The 18,189-nt window shown below is 72.5% G+C and carries 14 protein-coding genes; 4 read left to right on the forward strand and 10 right to left on the reverse strand.

The genetic code is table 11. From position 1 onward, the window contains the following. Nucleotides 1-83 precede the first annotated feature (83 nt). From ACIP89_RS36415 to ACIP89_RS36425, 3 genes are read left to right on the forward strand one after another with little or no spacing between them, the layout of a single operon-like run. A complete protein-coding gene (locus ACIP89_RS36415) occupies nucleotides 84-1,721 on the forward strand; it encodes an AMP-binding protein (RefSeq protein WP_402118745.1) in 1,638 nt (545 codons plus the stop codon). Between the two features lie 4 nt (nucleotides 1,722-1,725). Continuing rightward, on the forward strand, nucleotides 1,726-2,541 hold the full coding sequence (locus tag ACIP89_RS36420; protein ID WP_401933671.1) for a PaaX family transcriptional regulator C-terminal domain-containing protein: 816 nt from the start codon (nucleotides 1,726-1,728) through the stop codon (nucleotides 2,539-2,541). Nucleotides 2,542-2,585: 44 nt separating this feature from the next. Beyond that, nucleotides 2,586-3,422: a GNAT family N-acetyltransferase gene (locus ACIP89_RS36425; protein ID WP_401929445.1), complete on the forward strand. Its 837-nt coding sequence runs from the start codon at nucleotides 2,586-2,588 to the stop codon at nucleotides 3,420-3,422. A 106-nt stretch (nucleotides 3,423-3,528) separates the two neighbouring features. Here the strand turns inward: ACIP89_RS36425 and ACIP89_RS36430 are convergent, their stop codons facing one another. Then, the gene (locus ACIP89_RS36430) at nucleotides 3,529-5,832 is read right to left on the reverse strand and encodes a bifunctional salicylyl-CoA 5-hydroxylase/oxidoreductase (RefSeq protein ID WP_402118748.1); all 2,304 of its coding nucleotides are present in this window, start codon (nucleotides 5,830-5,832) and stop codon (nucleotides 3,529-3,531) included. Continuing rightward, a complete protein-coding gene (locus ACIP89_RS36435; protein ID WP_401929448.1) occupies nucleotides 5,829-6,656 on the reverse strand; it encodes an enoyl-CoA hydratase family protein in 828 nt (275 codons plus the stop codon). The genes ACIP89_RS36430 and ACIP89_RS36435 overlap by 4 nt, the downstream gene beginning before the upstream one ends. Nucleotides 6,657-6,907: 251 nt before the next feature. On the opposite strand from ACIP89_RS36435, the gene ACIP89_RS36440 reads away from it, so the two are divergent. Then, entirely contained in the window at nucleotides 6,908-7,342 is a 435-nt protein-coding gene (locus ACIP89_RS36440; protein ID WP_402118775.1) for an ATP-binding protein, read from the forward strand. A 21-nt stretch (nucleotides 7,343-7,363) separates the two neighbouring features. Here ACIP89_RS36440 and ACIP89_RS36445 read toward each other — a convergent pair whose 3' ends face one another. The 8 genes from ACIP89_RS36445 to ACIP89_RS36480 all read right to left on the reverse strand — a co-directional run bounded on the left by ACIP89_RS36445 (nucleotide 7,364) and on the right by ACIP89_RS36480 (nucleotide 18,171). Then, nucleotides 7,364-8,791 carry an amino acid permease gene (locus tag ACIP89_RS36445; protein WP_402118750.1) on the reverse strand — a complete coding sequence of 476 codons (1,428 nt, stop codon included), beginning with the start codon at nucleotides 8,789-8,791 and terminating at the stop codon, nucleotides 7,364-7,366. Between the two features lie 179 nt (nucleotides 8,792-8,970). Further along, complete coding sequence (argF, locus tag ACIP89_RS36450) at nucleotides 8,971-9,975, reverse strand: ornithine carbamoyltransferase (RefSeq protein ID WP_401929453.1); 1,005 nt, start codon at nucleotides 9,973-9,975, stop codon at nucleotides 8,971-8,973. A gap of 170 nt (nucleotides 9,976-10,145) precedes the next feature. Next, nucleotides 10,146-11,378, reverse strand: a complete 1,233-nt coding sequence (locus tag ACIP89_RS36455) for an arginine deiminase (RefSeq protein WP_401929454.1) — start codon at nucleotides 11,376-11,378, stop codon at nucleotides 10,146-10,148. Between the two features lie 93 nt (nucleotides 11,379-11,471). Beyond that, a complete protein-coding gene (locus tag ACIP89_RS36460) occupies nucleotides 11,472-14,075 on the reverse strand; it encodes a polynucleotide kinase-phosphatase (protein WP_402118753.1) in 2,604 nt (867 codons plus the stop codon). Beyond that, nucleotides 14,072-15,547, reverse strand: a complete 1,476-nt coding sequence (locus ACIP89_RS36465; protein ID WP_402118755.1) for a 3' terminal RNA ribose 2'-O-methyltransferase Hen1 — start codon at nucleotides 15,545-15,547, stop codon at nucleotides 14,072-14,074. Before ACIP89_RS36465 ends, ACIP89_RS36460 begins: the two co-directional genes overlap by 4 nt. Nucleotides 15,548-15,590: 43 nt before the next feature. Continuing rightward, complete coding sequence (gene mmuM / locus ACIP89_RS36470; RefSeq protein WP_402118776.1) at nucleotides 15,591-16,493, reverse strand: homocysteine S-methyltransferase; 903 nt, start codon at nucleotides 16,491-16,493, stop codon at nucleotides 15,591-15,593. Nucleotides 16,494-16,618: 125 nt separating this feature from the next. Beyond that, the gene (locus tag ACIP89_RS36475) at nucleotides 16,619-17,542 is read right to left on the reverse strand and encodes an LLM class F420-dependent oxidoreductase (RefSeq protein ID WP_401929460.1); all 924 of its coding nucleotides are present in this window, start codon (nucleotides 17,540-17,542) and stop codon (nucleotides 16,619-16,621) included. 92 nt (nucleotides 17,543-17,634) lie between these two features. Further along, nucleotides 17,635-18,171, reverse strand: a complete 537-nt coding sequence (locus ACIP89_RS36480) for a DUF6099 family protein (protein ID WP_401929462.1) — start codon at nucleotides 18,169-18,171, stop codon at nucleotides 17,635-17,637. Nucleotides 18,172-18,189 lie beyond the last annotated feature (18 nt).

The raw sequence follows: 18,189 nt of genomic DNA on the forward strand, positions 1-18,189 counted from the left end.
GCCCCGTAGTCAGTTTTATCGCGGACCGTTGACTACCGTCACCCAAACGATACGCTCCAGAGGCGACAAGGGGGCGATCCGTCATGGACCCGAAGACCTCAGCGCACATCGACAGTTTTGCCAGGGACCACCTGCCACCCGAGGACCAGTGGCCACAGCTGGTCTTCGACCTGCCCGAGCTGCACTACCCGGACCGGCTGAACTGCGCCGCCGAACTCCTGGACCGTACGGCCGAGCGCTTCGGACCCGACCGCGCCGCCTTCCGTACGCCGGACGGCGCGGTGCTGAGTTACGGAGAACTGCGCGAACTGGTCGACCGGATCGCCCATGTCCTCACCTCGGACCTGGGGGTCGTCCCCGGCAACCGGGTCCTGCTGCGCGGCCCGACCACGCCCCGCCTCGCCGCCTGCTGGCTGGCGGTCCTGAAGGCCGGCGCGGTCGCCGTCACCGTACTGGCCCAGCAGCGGGCCTCCGAGCTGGCCACGATCTGCTCGATCGCCCGGATCAGCCACGCGCTGTGCGACACCCGCTCGGTCGACGACCTGGCAAGGGCGGAGGTCCCGGGGCTGCGGATCACCGCGTACGGCGGTGACGCGCCGGACGACCTGCTGCGGCTGGCCGCCGCGAGACCGGGCCCCTACCGGGCCGTGGACACCGCGTCCCACGACGTCGCGCTGATCGCGTTCACCTCGGGCACCACCGGCCGCCCCAAGGGCTGCATGCACCTGCACCGCGATGTGCTGGCCATCGCGGACACCTTCTCCCGGCACGTCCTGCGGCCGGTGCCGGAGGACGTGTTCGCCGGCTCCCCGCCGCTCGGCTTCACCTTCGGGCTCGGCGGACTGGTGGTCTTCCCGCTGCGGGCCGGCGCCTCCGCGCTGCTGCTCGAACAGGCGGGCCCCAAGCTGCTGCTGCCGGCCCTCGCCGCCCACCGCGTCTCGGTGCTGTTCACCGCGCCGACCGCCTACCGGGTGATGCTGGACGGGATCGACGGGCACGACCTCTCCGCGCTGCGCCGCTGTGTCTCCGCGGGTGAGAACCTGCCCGCGGACACCTGGCGGGCCTGGCACGAGCGGACCGGGCTGCGCATCATCAACGGCATCGGCGCCACCGAGCTGCTGCACATCTTCGTCTCCGCGGCCGACGACGCGATCCGCCCCGGCACCACCGGCGTCCCGGTGCCCGGCTGGCAGGCCCGGGTGGTGGACCGGGACGGCACGCAGGTCCCGGACGGCGAACCGGGACTGCTGGCCGTACGCGGACCGGTCGGCTGCCGCTACCTCGCCGACGAGCGGCAGCGGGACTACGTACGGCACGGCTGGAACCTCACCGGCGACACCTATGTGCGTGACGCCGAGGGCTACTTCCGCTACGTGGCCCGCGCCGACGACATGATCATCTCCTCCGGCTACAACATCGCGGGCCCCGAGGTCGAGGACGCCCTGCTGCGCCACCCGGAGGTGGCCGAGGCCGCGGTGGTGGGACGTGAGGACGAGCTGCGCGGCCGGATCGTGGCGGCGTACGTGGTGCTGCGGGAGGGCTCCTCGCTCTCGGCCGACGGGCTGCGCGCGTTCATGAAGACGGAACTGGCACCGCACAAATGCCCCCGCCTCATCACCTTCCTGCCCGCGCTGCCGCGTACCGCGACGGGCAAACTGCAGCGGTTCCGGCTGCGTACGGAGGACCGGGGTGGAGGCCCCGCCGCGCCGGGCCGAGAATGATCGCATGGCCGAACCGCACGCACCCCGCTCGCTGATCGTCACCCTCTACGGTGCCTACGGCCGGACCCCGGACGAGGCCCCGCTGCCGGTCGCCGGGATCGTCCGGCTGCTCGGCGCCGTCGGCGTGGAGGCCCCGGCCGTGCGGTCCTCCGTCTCCCGGCTGAAGCGGCGCGGACTGCTCGTCGCCGCCCGGACGGCGGACGGGGCAGCCGGATACGCGTTGTCGGCCGACGCCCGCCAGCTGCTCGACGACGGCGACCGGCGCATCTACCGGCATCCGGCCCCCCGGCTCGACGACGGCTGGGTGCTCGCGGTGTTCTCCGTACCGGAGGCCGAGCGCGACAAGCGGCACCTGCTGCGCTCGCGGCTGTCCCGGCTGGGTTTCGGCACCGCCGCCCCCGGCGTCTGGATCGCCCCGGCGGGGCTGTACGACGAGACCCGGCACACCCTGGAGCGGCTCGGACTCGCCCCGTACGTCGACCTGTTCCGCGGCGACCACCTGGGCTTCGCCGCCACCGGCGAGTCGGTGGCGCGCTGGTGGGACCTGGCGGCGGTGGCCCGGCTCCACCACGGCTTCCTGGAGCGCCACGAACCCGTGCTGCGGGCCTGGGACTCCCGCCCGGACGAGGTGCCGGATCCGGAGGCGGCCTACCGGGACTACCTGCTGGCGCTGGACTCCTGGCGGCAGGTGCCGTACGCGGACCCGGGGCTGCCGCCGGAACTGCTGCCGCGGGGGTGGCCGGGCACCAGATCGGCGGAGGTGTTCGGGCGGTTGCACGAGCGGTTGCGGGACGCCGGAGCGGAGTTCGTCCGCGGATGAAAGCGGCTGCGCCCGCGGTGGCGCGCCCGGCAGAATGCGTGTGCATGACATGGACCTTCACCGACGACGTCGGCGTCTTCCTCGACGCGGCCGGCGCCTCGCTCGCGGCCCGGCCGGCCGAGAACACACTGGTGCTGACCATCACCGCGGCCCTTCGCCGCCACGGTCCGCACGCCTTCGGTGAGCATCCCCCGGTCATGGGCTGGTGGCGCGGTCCCGGGGGCGAGGTCGCGGGCACCCTGGTCCACACACCGCCCCATCCGGCATCGCTGAACACACTCGCCCCGCAGGCGGTCGGCCCGCTGATGGCGGCCCTCCCGCTCACCCGCGTCAACGCGGACCGGGCCATCGCAGAGGCGGTGGCGGCCCACTGGCCGGCGCACCGTGTCATCAGGGAGGAGCGGCTCTACCGGCTGGGCGAACTCGTCCCGCCGTCGCCCGCCCCCGAGGGCCGGGCGAGGGCCGCGACCCCCGCCGACCGGGACCTGCTGCTGCGCTGGTTCGCGGCGTTCGGCGCCGAGACCGGCGGGCCGGCCAAGGGGGCCGGACGTCACGAGCGGGCGGTGGACGAGCGGACGGCGGAGGGCAGGCTGACGCTCTGGGAGGACGGCGGTGTCCCCGTGTCGATGGCGGGCGTCTCGCTCCGGCTCGCCGGCACGGTGCGCGTCGCTCCGGTCCACACCCCGCCCGAGCACCGTCGCCGCGGCTACGCGGCGGCGGTGACCGCCGAGGTCAGCCGCGCTTCCCGGGAGGCGGGCGCGGCCGAGGTACTGCTCTTCACCGACCTGTCGAACCCGGTCAGCAACGGCGTGTACACCCGGATCGGCTACCGGGCCCTATCTGACCGGATGCTGGTCGGCGTCGCGTCCGACGACGGCTGAGTCCGCCGAGCCGCTCCGGCAGGTCGCGGTGAACGTGGCCCGGTGGCGGCGGTACGGGGAGCCGGGGGCAGGAGGCGCGGGCGGGCCCGAAGGCGTTCCCCGCCGCTCAGCCCAGGGTGAGCCGCGGTTTCGGTGCGTCGGTGCGGCCGCCCGGCGGGGTGCGGCTGCCCGCGCGGTACGGGAGCGGCCAAGGCGCGCCGGGCCCGGCGTACTCCTGGTCCGCCGCCGCGTGCAGCGTCCAGTGCGGGTCGTAGAGGTGGGGGCGGGCCAGGGCGCAGAGGTCGGCGCGGCCCGCCAGCAGCAGGGAGTTGACGTCGTCCCAGGAGGAGATGGCGCCCACCGCGATGACCGGCACGCACAGGGTGTTGCGGATCCGGTCGGCGTACGGGGTCTGGTAGGAGCGGCCGAACTCGGGCCGCTCACCGGGGACGACCTGCCCGGTGGAGACGTCGATGGCGTCGGCGCCGTGCGCGACGAACGCGCGGGCTATCCCGACGGCGTCCTCGGCCGTGGTACCGCCCTCGGCCCAGTCCGTGGCGGAGATCCGGACGGTCATCGGCCGGTCGTCCGGCCACAGCTCCCGGACCGTGTCGAAGACCTCCAGCGGGAAGCGGAGCCGGTTCTCCAGCGATCCGCCGTAGCGGTCGGTGCGCCGGTTGGTGAGGGGCGAGAGGAAGCCGGAGAGCAGGTAGCCGTGGGCGCAGTGCAGTTCGAGCAGGTCGAATCCGCAGGCGTCGGCGCGGCGGGCGGCGTCCGCGAACTGCCCGCGCACGGTGTCGAGACCGGCCTGGTCCAGGGCCTGCGGGACCTGACTGGTCCCCGGGGCGTACGGGATCGGGGAGGCGGCCGCCAGGGGCCAGTTGCCCGCGTCGAGCGGCTGGTCGATGCCGTCCCACATGAGCTTGGTGGAGCCCTTGCGGCCGGAGTGGCCGAGCTGGACGCCGATGGCGGTGCCGGGTGATCCGGTGTGCACGAAGTCGGTGATCCGGCGCCAGGCGGCGGCCTGTTGCCCGGTGTAGAGGCCGGTGCAGCCGGGGGTGATGCGCCCCTCGGGGCTGACGCAGACCATCTCCGTCATGACGAGCCCGGCGCCGCCGAGCGCCCTCGCTCCCAGGTGGACGAGGTGGAAGTCGCCGGGCACACCGTCGGTCGCCGAGTACATGTCCATGGGCGACACGACGACGCGGTTGCGCAGTTCGAGGCCGCGCAGCCGCAGCGGGGTGAACATCGGCGGGGTGCCGGGCGGGCAGCCGAACTCCTCCTCGACGGCGGCGGTGAAGGAGGAGTCGCGCAGCCGCAGGTTGTCATGGGTGACGCGGCGGCTGCGGGTGAGGAGGTTGAACGCGAACTGGCGGGGCGGCTGGTCGACGTACGTACTCAGCTCCTCGAACCAGCGCAGGCTGGCCGACGCGGCCCGCTGGGTCGATTCGACGACGGGGCGGCGCTCGCTCTCGTACGCGGCGAGGGCCTCGGGCAGTCCGGGCTGTTCCTCGATGCAGGCGGCGAGCGCGAGGGCGTCCTCGACGGCGAGTTTGGTGCCGGAGCCGATGGAGAAGTGCGCGGTGTGGGCGGCGTCGCCGATGAGGACCGTGTTGCCGTGCGACCAGTGGGCGTTGACGACGGTGCTGAAGGTGAGCCAGGAGGAGTTGTTGGAGCGCAACGGCCGGCCGCCGAGCGCGCCGGCGAACACCGTGGCGCAGTGCCGGATCGACTCCGCCGTTCCGCAGGTGTCGAACCCGGCGGCCCGCCAGACCTCCTCGCGCATCTCGACGATGACGGTGGAGGCGTCGGGGGAGAACGGGTAGCCGTGCAGTTGCATGACGCCGTAGGCGGTCTCGGCCGTCTCGAAGCGGAAGGCGTCCAGGGCGAAGTCGGCGGCGAGCCAGATGTAGCGGCAGCGGTGATCGCTGACGCGGGGGCCGAAGCTGCCGGCGTGGGCCTCGCGGGTGGCACTGTGCACTCCGTCGGCGGCGATCACCAGGTCGTGGGAGGCGGCGAGTTCGGCGGCGGGCGGGGCCTCGGTCCGGAAGCGGAGCCGCACGCCGAGGGAGGCGCAGCGTTCGTGCAGGATCTCCAGGAGGCGGCGGCGGCCGAGCGCGGCGAAGCCGTGACCGCCGGAGGTCTGGGTGTGGCCGCGGTGGACGATGTCGATGTCGTCCCACCGGACGAACTCCTTCTGGAGCGCACGGTGGACCGTGGGGTCGGCGTGCTCGATTCCGCCGAGCGTCTCGTCGGAGAGGACGACGCCGAAGCCGAAGGTGTCGTCCGGGGCGTTGCGCTCCCAGAGGGTGATCTCGCGCTCGGGGCCGAGCCTCTTGAGCAGGGCCGCGGCGTAGAGCCCGCCGGGGCCGCCGCCGATGACGGCGATGCGGTGCGGCCCCGCGGGGTCCCCGGTGCCGGAGGCTGTCACCGGCCTTGCCACTTCGGCGGCCGCTTCTCGGTGAAGGCGGCGTGGAACTCGGCGTAGTCCTCGCCGTGCATCAGCAGGGCCTGGGTGGCGGCGTCCATCTCGACGGCGGCGGCCAGCGGCATGTCGAGTTCGGCGGTGAGCAGCGCCTTCGTCTGGGCGAGGGCGAGCGCGGGGCCGTCCGCGAGCCGGCGGGCGAGCTCTGCGGCCCGCTCGTCGGCGTGGCCCTCCTCGGTCAGCTCGCTGATCAGCCCGATGCGTTCGGCTTCGGGTGCGCGGACGGGGTCGCCGAGCATCAGGAGTCTGGTGGCGTGGCCGAGGCCGACCACCCTGGGCAGCAGGTAGGCGGCGCCCATGTCGCCGCCGGAGAGCCCGACGCGGGTGAAGAGGAAGGCGAACCGGGCCGTCGGGTCCGCGATCCGGAAGTCGGCGGCCAGCGCGAGGACGGCGCCCGCGCCCGCGGCGACCCCGTGCAGCGCCGCGACGACCGGGAACGGGCATTCGCGCAGCGCCCGTACCACCTGGCCGGTCATCCGGTTGAAGTCCAGGATCTGGGCGGTGTCCATCGCGAGGGTGGCCCCGATGATCTCGTCCACGTCCCCGCCGGAGCAGAAGCCGCGCCCCTCCCCGGCCAGCACCAGGGCCCGCACGGAACGCTCCCTGGACAGCTCGGCCAGCAGATCGCGCAGATCCGCGTAGGCGCCGAAGGTCAGCGCGTTGAGCTTCTCGGGGCGGGCCAGGGTGACGGTGGCGACCCCGTCGCACGTCGTGACCCGGAGATGGCGCCAGTTCTCCGTACGTGGTGCGGAGCCGGGAAACGGGCTCATGGAGGGTGGTCCCCTTCAGCCGTCGGGCTGCTGCTTGCGTCGAATTTATCACTCGTACGTGACTCCCGTCACGAGTGCACGATAGATGAGGGACGGAACGGGCGGCCTCGGACACGTGGGGCGGGGAGCACAGTGACGAAAGTCCCCCTTCGTGCCGGTCGACAGCCCCTTGTCCGAGCCGCGATGCTTCGTACGGTTGAACCTAGAAGCAATGCGTTCCAGGAACGTCTCGACTCCGAATGGAACCCGCCGTGCCGCCCGATGTCCCCGTCCCCGCCTCCTGGCGGATCGCGCTGCCGCACACGGCCGCGGCCGTGCCGATCGCACGCGCCCTGATCCGCACGGCGCTGGCGGACATCGAGGCCTCGGCGGACAGCTACACCGCCGAACTCCTCACGGCCGAACTGGTCGCGAACGCGGTGGAGCACACCCTGGGCGACGAGCCGGTCGAGCTGGTGGTGGAGCTGCTGCCGACCGGCTGCCAGGTGGAGGTGCACGACCGCGACCCCGCGCCGCCGGGCGATCTCTCCCGCCCCGGCCCCGACAGCGCGCCGGACCCCTGGCAGGAGCACGGCCGGGGGCTGCTGCTGATCCGCACCCTCAGCTCGTCCTGCGGTCACCGCACGACGGAAGGGGGCAAGGCGGTGTGGTTCACCCTGCCGTCGCAGGCCGGCCCTGTGGACTGACGCCGGCGCGCCTCGCAGCGGTCAGGCTCCGGTCCGGCCCGCCAGCCGGGACCGGCTTCGGCCGTAGCAGGCGTACAGCACCGCGCCGGCCGCGAGGAACACCGCGAACTGCGCCCAGGTCGTCCAGCCGGTCCCGTACATGAGGTAGACGCAGAAGCCGACGCCGAGAAGCGGGCCGACGGGGTGGAGCGGGATCCGGAAGGCGCCGCGCACCTCGGGGTTGCGGCGGCGCAGCACGATCACCGCGATGTTGACCGCGACCATGGTGGCCAGCGTGCCGATGGTCGTCAGGTTCACCACCACGTCGAGTGACGAGAAGGCGGCCGGGACGGCGAAGACGGTGGCCACGATCCAGGTGTTGGCCACCGGCGTCGAGGTGCGCGGCGAGACCCGTTCGAAGACCCGCGGGACCAGGCCGTCGCGCGACATCGACATCAGGACGCGGGTCTGCCCGTACATCACCGCGAGGACGACAGAGGCGATGGCGACGATCGCCCCGAAGGCGATGATCCCGCCGCCGACCGTCGAGCCGGTGACCCGGTCGACGATCAGCGAGAGCGCGGCCGGCTTGTCCGAGACGGCGTCCGGGCCGAGGGCGCCGATGGCGGCGAGGGCGACCGCGCAGTAGAGCAGCGTCACCAGGCCGATGCAGATCATGATCGCGGCCGGGATGTCGCGCCGGGGGTTCTTGACCTCCTCCCCCGCGGTGGTGATGGCGTCGAACCCGATGTACGAGAAGAACGCCAGCGACGCCCCCGCGGTGACGCCGCCCGCGCCGTGGGCCGCGAACGGGGTGAGGTTGCCGTGCTCGAAGGCGGTGAAGGCGATGGCGCAGAACATCACCAGGACGGTGATCTTGAGGACCGCCATCGCGGCGGTGGCTCCGGCGCTCTCCCGGATGCCCCGAACCAGCAGGGCGGCCGCCATCATGACCACGATGACCGCGGGCAGATTGATCACACCGCCGTCACCGGGTCCGGCGGAGAGCGCGGCGGGCAGCTGCCGTCCGAAGAGGCTGTCGAGCAGTTCGTTCACGTACTGGCTCCAGCCCACCGCCACGGCGGAGACGGACACCCCGTACTCCAGGAGCAGGCACCAGCCCACGAGGAAGGCGACGCGTTCACCGAGGGTGGCGTAGGCGAAGGAGTAGGAGCTGCCGGACACCGGGATCGCGCTGCCCAGCTCGGCGAAGGAGAAGGCGGTGAAGATGCAGGTGACCGCGGCGAGGACGAAGGACAGCACGACGGCGGGTCCGGCCTCGGCCACGCTGTCGGAGAGGCCGACGAAGATGCCGGTGCCGACGACGGCGCCGACTCCGAAGCACACGAGCTGGAAGAGGCCCATGGTGCGTTTGAGGCCGTGCCCCTCCAGGTCGGCCCCCGACTCCGCGATCAGCTGGTGGGGGTCCTTGACGCGGTACGGCGGGCCGGGCGGACGCAGGGGGCTCACGGGGCGGTTCTCATCTCTGGTGGCGCATGCGGGGGGGGTGCGCCGAGGGCCGTGGGGACCGGTGGGGCGCACGAAAATGGGGTTCGAGCGTGCGAGCCCGAACCCCACCAACGGCACCATGATAGGTACCCATGCGCATGTTCACCCAATTGAGCGTATGAACATGCGGTATGTCCCGATCAGCGCCCGGCCAGCGTCGCGACCAGCACCGCCTTGATCGTGTGCATCCGGTTCTCCGCCTCGTCGAAGACGACCGAGTGGGCCGACTCGAAGACCTCGTCGCTGACCTCCAGCTCGGTCAGACCGTGCCGGGCGTGGATCTCCCGCCCCACCTTCGTGCCGAGGTCGTGGTAGGCCGGGAGGCAGTGCAGGAACTTCACGTCGGCGTTGCCGGTGGCCCGCAGGACGTCCATGGTGACGGCGTACGGCGCGAGGGCGGCGATGCGCTCGTCCCAGACCTCCTTGGGCTCCCCCATCGAGACCCAGACGTCGGTGGCGACGAAGTCGGCGCCGCGCACGCCCTCCGCGATGTCCTCGGTGAGCGTGACGGTCGCCCCGCTGGCCTCCGCGAGCCTGCGGGCCTCCGCGACGATCCCGTCGGCGGGCCAGTAGGCCCTCGGCGCGACGATCCGCACGTCCATGCCCAGCAGGGCGCCGGTGACCAGGTAGGAGTTGCCCATGTTGAACCGGGCGTCACCGAGGTAGGCGAAGGCGATGCGCTCCAGCGGCTTCGTGCTGTGCTCGGTCATGGTGAGGTAGTCGGCGAGCATCTGGGTGGGGTGCCAGTCGTCGGAGAGGCCGTTGAAGACCGGCACCCCGCCGTACTCCGCCAGCTCCTCGATGGCCGCCTGGCTGTCACCCCGGTACTCGATCCCGTCGAACATCCGGCCCAGGACGCGCGCGGTGTCCTTCACCGACTCCTTGTGCCCCATCTGGGAGCCGGAAGGGTCGAGGTACGTGGTGGCCGCACCCTGATCGGCGGCGGCGACCTCGAACGCGCACCGGGTACGGGTCGAGGTCTTCTCGAAGATCAGCGCGATGTTCCGGCCGCGCAGCCGCTGCACCTCGGTCCCCGCCTTCTTCGCGGCCTTCAGCTCGGCGGCCAGGTCGATCAGGCCGCGGAACTCCTCGGCCGTGAAGTCCAGCTCCTTGACGAAGTGGCGGCCTGCGAGGTCTATGGCCATGGTGACTGCTCCTGGGTCGGGCGGGGGGACGCATACGGTAACCCTGGAAGTCTATACGATGCAATGCATCGCTATACAGGGCGTTCGGGGCGCCCTCCCGCCGACCCGCCGGGGTCTTCCGTCCGGTCCGGCCGGACCTCGCGAGCCCGGCGGGACCCAGACGAGAGGCCCTACACCGGATCGCGCACCACGGGGCAGCTCATGCAGCGGGGCCCGCCCCGGCCCCGGCCCAGTTCGCTGCCGCGGATCTCGATGACCTCGATCCCCTCCTTGCGCAGGTGGGTGTTGGTGGTGACGTTGCGCTCGTAGGCGACGACGACGCCCGGTTCGACGGCCAGCACGTTGCAGCCGTCGTCCCACTGCTCGCGCTCGGCGGCGTGCACGTCCTGGGTGGCGGTGAGGACCCGGATCGAGTCCAGTCCCAGCGCCGCCGCGATGGCGCGGTGCATGTGCTCGGGCGGATGGTCGGTGACCTTGAGATCGCGCGGGCCGTCCCCCGGCTCGATGGTGTACGAGCGGAGCATGCCCAGGCCCGCGTACTTGGTGAAGGTGTCCCCGTCGACCATCGTCATCACCGTGTCGAGGTGCATGAAGGCCCGGCTCTTGGGCATGTCGAGCGCCACGATCGTCCGGGCGGACCCGGCGTCGAAGAGTCCGCGGGCCAGCATCTCCACCGCCTGCGGGGTGGTGCGCTCGCTCATCCCGATGAGGACGGCGCCCCGGCCGATGACCAGGACGTCGCCGCCCTCGATGGTGGAGGGGTAGTCGTCCTGCCCCTGCGACCAGTGGTGGAAGGCGCCCGCGTCGGGGCCGTTGAAGAGCGGATGGTGCCCGTAGATCGCCTCGAAGTGGACGGTCTCGCGCTGCCGGGCGGGCCAGCGCATGGCGTTGATGGAGACCCCGTCGTAGATCCACGCCGAGGTGTCACGGGTGAAGAGGTGGTTCGGCAGCGGCCCGAGCAGGAAGTCGTCCAGATCCATGACGTGGAAGCGGACCGAGGTCGGTTCGCGGTGCCGTTCCAGGAACTCCCGCTTGGTCATGCCGCCGACCAGGGCCTCGCAGAGTTCGGTGGCGGACAGCTCCTCGAAGGCGGCCCGCAGGTGTTCGGTGGCGAGCGGGCCGTACTCCTTCTCCTCGAAGACCCGGTCCAGCACGAGGCGCCGGGCCACCGGGATCTCCAGCGACTCGCGGAGCAGGTCGCCGAAGAGGTGCACCTCCACGCCCCGGTCGCGCAGCACGTCCGCGAACCCGTCGTGCTCCTGGCGGGCCCGGCGCACCCAGAGCACGTCGTCGAAGAGCAGCGCGTCCTTGTTGCTCGGGGTGAGCCGTTTCAGTTCCAGATCGGGGCGGTGCAGGATGACGCGGCGCAGCCGCCCGGCCTCGGAGTCGACATGGAATCCCATGCCCATATCCTCACCGCGCGGAGCGCCGTTCACCCGGCGAATCGCCTGCCGATTCCTGCGCGGACCTCCACCACAGGCGAGGGCCCAGCGGCACTACAGGCGAGGGTCCACCGGCTCCGACTCCAATGCCAGCACCGCGAACACCGCCTCGTGCACCCGCCACAGCGGCTCGCCACCGGCCAGCCGGTCCAGGGCTTCGAGCCCCAACGCGTACTCGCGCAGGGCGAGCGAGCGCTTGTGGCCGAGGAACCGCCCGCGCAGCCGCTCCAGGTTCTCCGGGCGGGTGTACTCGGGTCCGTAGATGATCCGCAGGTACTCCCGGCCCCGCACCTTGATGCCCGGCTGGACCAGCCGCCCCTCGCCGTCCCTGGCGAACGCGTCGAGCGGCTTGACCACCATGCCCTCGCCGCCCCGGCCGGTCATCTCCCGCCACCAGTCGATGCCGGAGCGCACCGACGCCTCGTCGGCGGTGTCGACGACGAGCCGCCGGGTGACCTGGAGCAGCCCCGTGGGGTCGTGCTCCACCAGCCGGTCCAGCCAGCCCAGCTGCTCGTCATGGGGAACGGTGGCAAGCGAGCGGCCCCGCACCGCGAGGACCTGGAACGGCGCCAGCCGCACTCCGTCCAGCCCCTCTGTGCTCCAGCAGTAACGGCGATAGGCCTCCGTGAACGCGGCCGCGTCCTCGGCCCGGCCGCGCTGCCGGTCCGCGAGCGCGCCGACGTCGATGCCGCGCTCCGCCGCTGCCGCGAGGGCGGCCTCCGCCGCGGGGAGGACGGCGCCGGACGCGGCGCCGACCGCCGCGTACTGCGAGCGGAGCAGTCCGGCCGCCTTGAGGGACCAGGGCATCAGCTCGGCGTCGAGCAGCACCCAGTCGGTGTCCCACTCCTCCCACAGCCCGGCGGCGGTGACGGCCGCGCGCAGCCGGCCGAGGACCACCTCGGTCAGCGCGGCGTCGTCCAGGAACGGGCGTCCGGTACGGGTGTGCAGGGCGCCCGTCGGGCCGCCCACTCCCCCGGCGGCGGCGTCCCCCGTCCCGAAGCGTTCCCGCGCCACGTCGGCGTCCCGGCAGACCAGGGCGACCGCCCGGGAGCCCATGTGCTTCTCCTCGCACACGACCCTGGCCACGCCGTCCGCCCGGTACTGGGCGAACGCCTCGGCCGGGTGCTCCAGGTAACCCTCCTCCTTCGAGGTGGCCGTCGGCGCCATGGTCGGCGGCAGGTAGGCCAGCAGCCGGGGGTCGACGGCGAACCGGCTCATGACCTCCAGCGCGGCCGCCGCGTTCTCCTCGCGCACCGCGATCCGGCCCATGTGCCGGGTCTCCACGATCCGGCGGCCCCGCACGTCGCCGAGGTCCAGCGGACGGCCCTCGTGCCCGCCCGGCGCCTCGGTGGCCAGCGGCTTCGCCGGCTCGTACCAGACCCGCTCGGCCGGTACGTCGACGAGCTCACGCTCCGGCCAGCGCAGCGCGGTCATCCTCCCGCCGAAGACGGCGCCGGTGTCCAGGCAGATGGTGTTGTTGACCCAGGAGGTGGTGGGTACGGGGGTGTGGCCGTAGACGACCGTGGCCCGGCCCCGGTAGTCCTCCGCCCACGGGTAGCGCACCGGCAGGCCGAACGCGTCGGTCTCGCCCGTGGTGTCGCCGTACAGCGCGTGCGAACGCACTCGTCCGGAGGTGCGCCCGTGGTACTTCTCCGGCAGCCCGGCGTGGCAGACGACCAGCTTGCCGCCGTCCAGCACGTAGTGGCTGACGAGCCCGTCGATGAACTCCGCGACCCGCTTGCGGAACTCCGGGTCCTTGCCGTCCTCCCGCTCCAGCTGCTCGACGGTCTCCGCGAGTCCGTGGGTCTGCTGGACCTTGCGGCCCTTGAGGTAGCGGCCGAGCTTGTTCTCGTGGTTGCCGGGCACGCAGAGCGCGTTGCCTTCCGACACCATCGACATCACGCGGCGCAGCACGCCGGGGCTGTCGGGTCCGCGGTCGACGAGGTCTCCGACGAAGACCGCGGTACGCCCCTCGGGGTGCGCCCCGTCCGCGTAGCCGAGCTTGCGGAGCAGGGTCTCCAGCTCGGAGCTGCAGCCGTGGATGTCACCGATGATGTCGAACGGGCCGGTGAGGTGGCGGAGGTCGTTGTAGCGGCGCTCCCGCACCACTTCGGCGTGCCCGGCCTCGTCCTCCGTGCGCAGGACGTGGACCTTGCGGAAGCCCTCGCGCTCCAGTCCGCGAAGCGAGCGGCGCAGCTCGCGGCGGTGGCGCTGGACGACGTGGCGGCCCATGCCCGCCCGGTCGGGGCGGGCGGCGTTGCGTGCCTGGCAGACCTCCTCCGGCAGGTCCAGCACGATCGCGATGGGCAGCACGTCGTGCTCCCGGGCCAGCTTCACCAGCTGCCGCCGGCTCTCGGGCTGGACGTTCGTGGCGTCGACGACGGTCAGCCGCCCGGCGGCCAGCCGCTTGCCCGCGATGTAGTGCAGGACGTCGAAGGCGTCCCGGCTGGCGCTCTGGTCGTTCTCGTCGTCGGCGACCAGGCCCCGGCAGAAGTCCGAGGAGACGACCTCCGTCGGCCTGAAGTGTCGGCGGGCGAAGGTGGACTTGCCCGAGCCGCTCGCCCCGATGAGGACCACAAGGGAGAGATCGGTCACCGGCAGGACGCGCGGGGCGCTCCGGCTGGTGCTGTCACTGGTGCTGGTGTCGGTCCCGCTCATGCGGCTTTCGCCTCCTTCTCCTTCTCGTCGGCCGCGGTCATGGTGAACACGGCCATCTGGGTCGGCGGCCCCACCTCGGGGTCGTCGGTGCCGACGGGGACGAACTCCACCCCGTACCCGTGCCGGCGGGCCACTTCGCCCGCCCAGTCCCGGAACTCGGCCCGGGTCCATTCGAAGCGGTGGTCGCCGTGCCGGACGTGCCCGGCCGGGAGCGTCTCCCAGCGGACGTTGTACTCGACGTTCGGCGTGGTCACCAGGACGGTGCGGGGCCTGGCCGAGCCGAACACCGCGTACTCCAGCGCGGGCAGCCGGGGCAGGTCGAGATGCTCGATGACCTCGCTGAGCACCGCCGCGTCGTAGCCCTTGAGCCGCTTGTCCGTGTACGTGAGCGAGCCCTGCTGAAGCGTCACGCGAGCGGCCTGCCGCTCCCCCATCCGGTCCAGCTTCAGCCGGCGCGAGGCGACGGTGAGGGCGCGCATCGACACGTCGACCCCGACGATCTCCGTGAAACGCACGTCCTTCAGCAGGGCCTGCACCAACTGGCCCTGTCCGCAGCCCAGGTCGAGCACCCGGCTCGCTCCGGCGCCGGTCAGCGCGGCCAGGATCGCGGTCCGCCGCTGCTCCGCGAGCGGCACCGGCCGCTCCTCCGTGTCGGCCGTCTCGTCGACCGCGTTGTCGACGCTCTCGACGTCGAGGTCGTCCGACTCCGCGAGCCGGACCAGCTCCAGGCGCTCCATCGCCTGCCTGGTCAGCCCCCAGCGCCGGGCCAGATAACGGCTGGTGATCAGCTTCTGCTCGGGGTGATCGGCCAGCCAGCCCTCACCGGCGCGCAGCAACTTGTCCACCTCGTCCGGCGACACCCAGTAGTGCTTCGCGTCGTCGAGCACCGGCAGCAGGACGTACAGCTGCCGCAGCGCGTCCGCCAGCCGCAACTCGCCTTCCAGCACCAGCCGTACGTACCGCGAGTCCCCCCACTCGGGGAACCGCTCGTCCAGCGGTACGGCCACCGCGTCCACCCGCGACCAGCCGAGCGGACCGAAGAGGGCCCGCACCAGATCGGCACCGCCACGGGCCGGCAGCGCGGGCACCTCGATCCGCAGCGGCAGCGTCCCCTCGGCCCGCTCGGGCATCGCCCGGCAGGTGCCGCTCAGCGCGGACTTGAAGACGGTGCTCATCGCGACGGACAGCAGCGAGGAGGCCGCGTACGGGCGGTCGTTGACGTACTGGGCGAGTGCCGCGTCGGGGGCACCGCCCCGGCCCTTGCCCTTGCCCCTGCGCACCAGCGCCACCGGGTCCACCTCCAGCAGCAGCGCCGCTGTGCACCGCTCCGCGGACGCCTCGGGATAGAAGACGTGCGCGGTGCCGTGGGAGGTGGAGTACGTCTGCGCCTTCTCGGGATGCTTGTGCAGCAGGAATCCGAGATCGGTGGCGGGACGCTCCGGGTTGCCGGTTGTACTGATCGTCAGGAACACGCGTTTGAGTATGGTCCGGTTCACTCCCTCCCACCAGGCAATTTCAGCCCGGCTCCGGTTCTTCCCGCCCTCCTTCCCGGTGGTGCGCCCCCGGCGGAGCGAGCAGCGCGGCCAGTTCCCCGATGGTATCCGGGCCGACCCGGCAGCAGCCTCCGACCAGCCGTGCGCCGGCCGCCCGCCAGGCCCGGACCCGGCCGGGATCGAACGTGGCGCCGCCGGTCCACCCCCGTCCCCCGGCTTCCCAGCGCTCCCCGCTGTTCGGGTAGACCACGACGGGCTTGCCGGTCACCTCCGCCGCCGTCCGTACCGCGAGGTCCGCGTCGGCCGGATCGCAGCAGTTCACCCCGACCGCCACCACCCGTTCGTACCCCGCCGCGAGGCCGAACGCCTCCGCCAGCGGCTGTCCCGCCCTGGTCTCCCCCCGCGCCACGGTGTAGGAGAGCCAGACCGGCAACCCGGTCTCCTCCGCGGCCCGCAGGAGCGCCTCCGCCTCATCGGTGTCCGGCACCGTCTCCAGCGCCAGCGCGTCGGGGCCGGCGGCGGCCAGCGCCTCGATCCGGGGGCGGTGGAAGCGTTCCAGCTCCCGGACCGAGAGTCCGTACCGGCCCCGGTACTCGGCGCCGTCCGCCGTCACCGCCCCGTACGGGCCGACCGAGGCGGCGACCCACACATCCCGCTCCACCGAAGCGGCCGCGCGCCGGGCCAGCTCCACACTGCGGGCGAACAGGGCGGCCGTCTCGGCCCGACCGGCTCCGCGCCGCCCGAACCCTTCGAAACTCGCCTGATAACTGGCGGTGATCAGCACCTGCGCGCCCGCCCGCACATATGCCGTGTGCGCCCGTTCGATCTGCTCGGGCCCGTCGGCCAGCAGCCGGGCGGACCACAGCGCGTCGGACAGATCGCAGCCCTGCGACTCCAGCTGGCTGGAGAGGCCGCCGTCGAGCAGGACCGTCCCCGCCGCGAGGGCGGCCGCGAGGGGACGGGACGGCGTCCCGGCGAACGGCCGCCCACCGGAGGCGTGGGCGTCACGGCCAGGACCGGGGACGGGCCGCACGGGTACTCCTCCCGGTCTCAGGTGAGCTGGGTCTGGACCTGCGACGAGATCAGTTCCAGGTGATCCAGGTCATCGAGATCCAGCACCTGGAGGTAGATCCTCGAAGCACCGATGGCCTCGAACCGGCCGATCTTGTCGACCACTTCGGCGGGCGAACCCGCCAGGCCGTTCGCCTTGAGCTCCGACACGTCCCGCCCGATGACGGCGGCACGGCGCGCGACCTCGGCGTCGTCCTTGCCGACACAGACGACCAGCGCGTTGGAGTACACCAGATCGTCCGGCCCCCGGCCCGCCGCCGCGGCCGCTTCCCTGACCCGGCCGAACTGCTGCTCGCTGTCCTCCAGGCCGGCGAAGGGGATATTGAACTCGTCGGCGTACTTGGCGGCGAGCCTCGGCGTGCGCTTCGCACCGTGCCCGCCGATCAGTACCGGCACCTTGGCCTGCGCCGGCTTGGGCAGTGCGGGCGAGTCGGTGAGCTGGTAGTACGTGCCGTCGTAGCTGAACGTCTTGCCGACCTCGGTCGACCACAGACCGGTGATGATCGCCAGCTGCTCCTCCAGCCGGCCGAACTTCTCCTGCGGGAAAGGGATGCCGTACGCCTTGTGCTCATCCTCGAACCAGCCCGCTCCCAGACCCAGTTCCACCCGGCCGCCGGACATCTGGTCGACCTGTGCCACCTGGATGGCGAGCACGCCGGGGAGCCGGAACGTCCCCGCCGTCATCAGCGTGCCGAGGCGGATCCGCTTGGTCTCGCGCGCCAGCCCGGCGAGCGTGATCCAGGCGTCCGTCGGGCCGGGGAGTCCGTCTCCCCCTCCCATGCGCAGATAGTGGTCGGAACGGTAGAAGGCGTCGAAGCCGAGGTCCTCCGTCGCCTTGGCGACGGTGAGCAGGGTGTCGTAGCTCGCCCCTTGCTGGGGCTCGGTGAAGATTCGAAGATCCATGGATCCATCCTGCACCCCCGGACTCCGCCCGTCCTTCTCCCGCCCCCCTGTCGCCGCCGCGGTGTCCGGATCGTCCCGGGCGCGAGGGACGCTCAGGACCGGCCGGCAGCCGGACCCGCCGGTCCGTGCAGCACTCCGTGAGGGCCGTCCCGCTCCCTGCTGCGCTCCAGATCCTCCCGGCGTTCCCGGTCCCGTTCGTCGAGGAGCCGGAGCATTCCGTGAACCCGGTCCGTCGACTCGTCGGCGGCGTCGATCGCCTCCATGCACTGCCAGTACAGGCTCTGTTCATCCGTCTCGCACGCCACCCCCACCAGGGCGATCCCCACCTCCCCCAGCAGCGTGCCGAGCCCCGTCAGCGCGGAGCGCGGGTCGGCCACCTCGGAGAGCTGCGCCGCCCTGGCCACCCCGGCCCGCGCCGCCGGGTGGTCAAGGGCCCCGTTGCTTCTTCCGCCGATCTCGCTGAGGCCTCCCGCCTCGCCCCGTAACTCCTTGGGGCCGCTCGCCGCCAGCCTGCTTCCGACCGCCTGCGCAAGGGCCTGGGCCTGCCAGGCCTCGGCGATGATGTCCGGCGTGCCCCTGCTCCGGGCCAGCGCCTGCCTGATGACCGCTACCAACCGCTCCGCTTCCATGTGTTGCCCCCGTTCGGT

It is taken from the genome of Streptomyces sp. NPDC088730 (assembly GCF_044751215.1).
GTDB lineage: Bacteria > Actinomycetota > Actinomycetes > Streptomycetales > Streptomycetaceae > Streptomyces.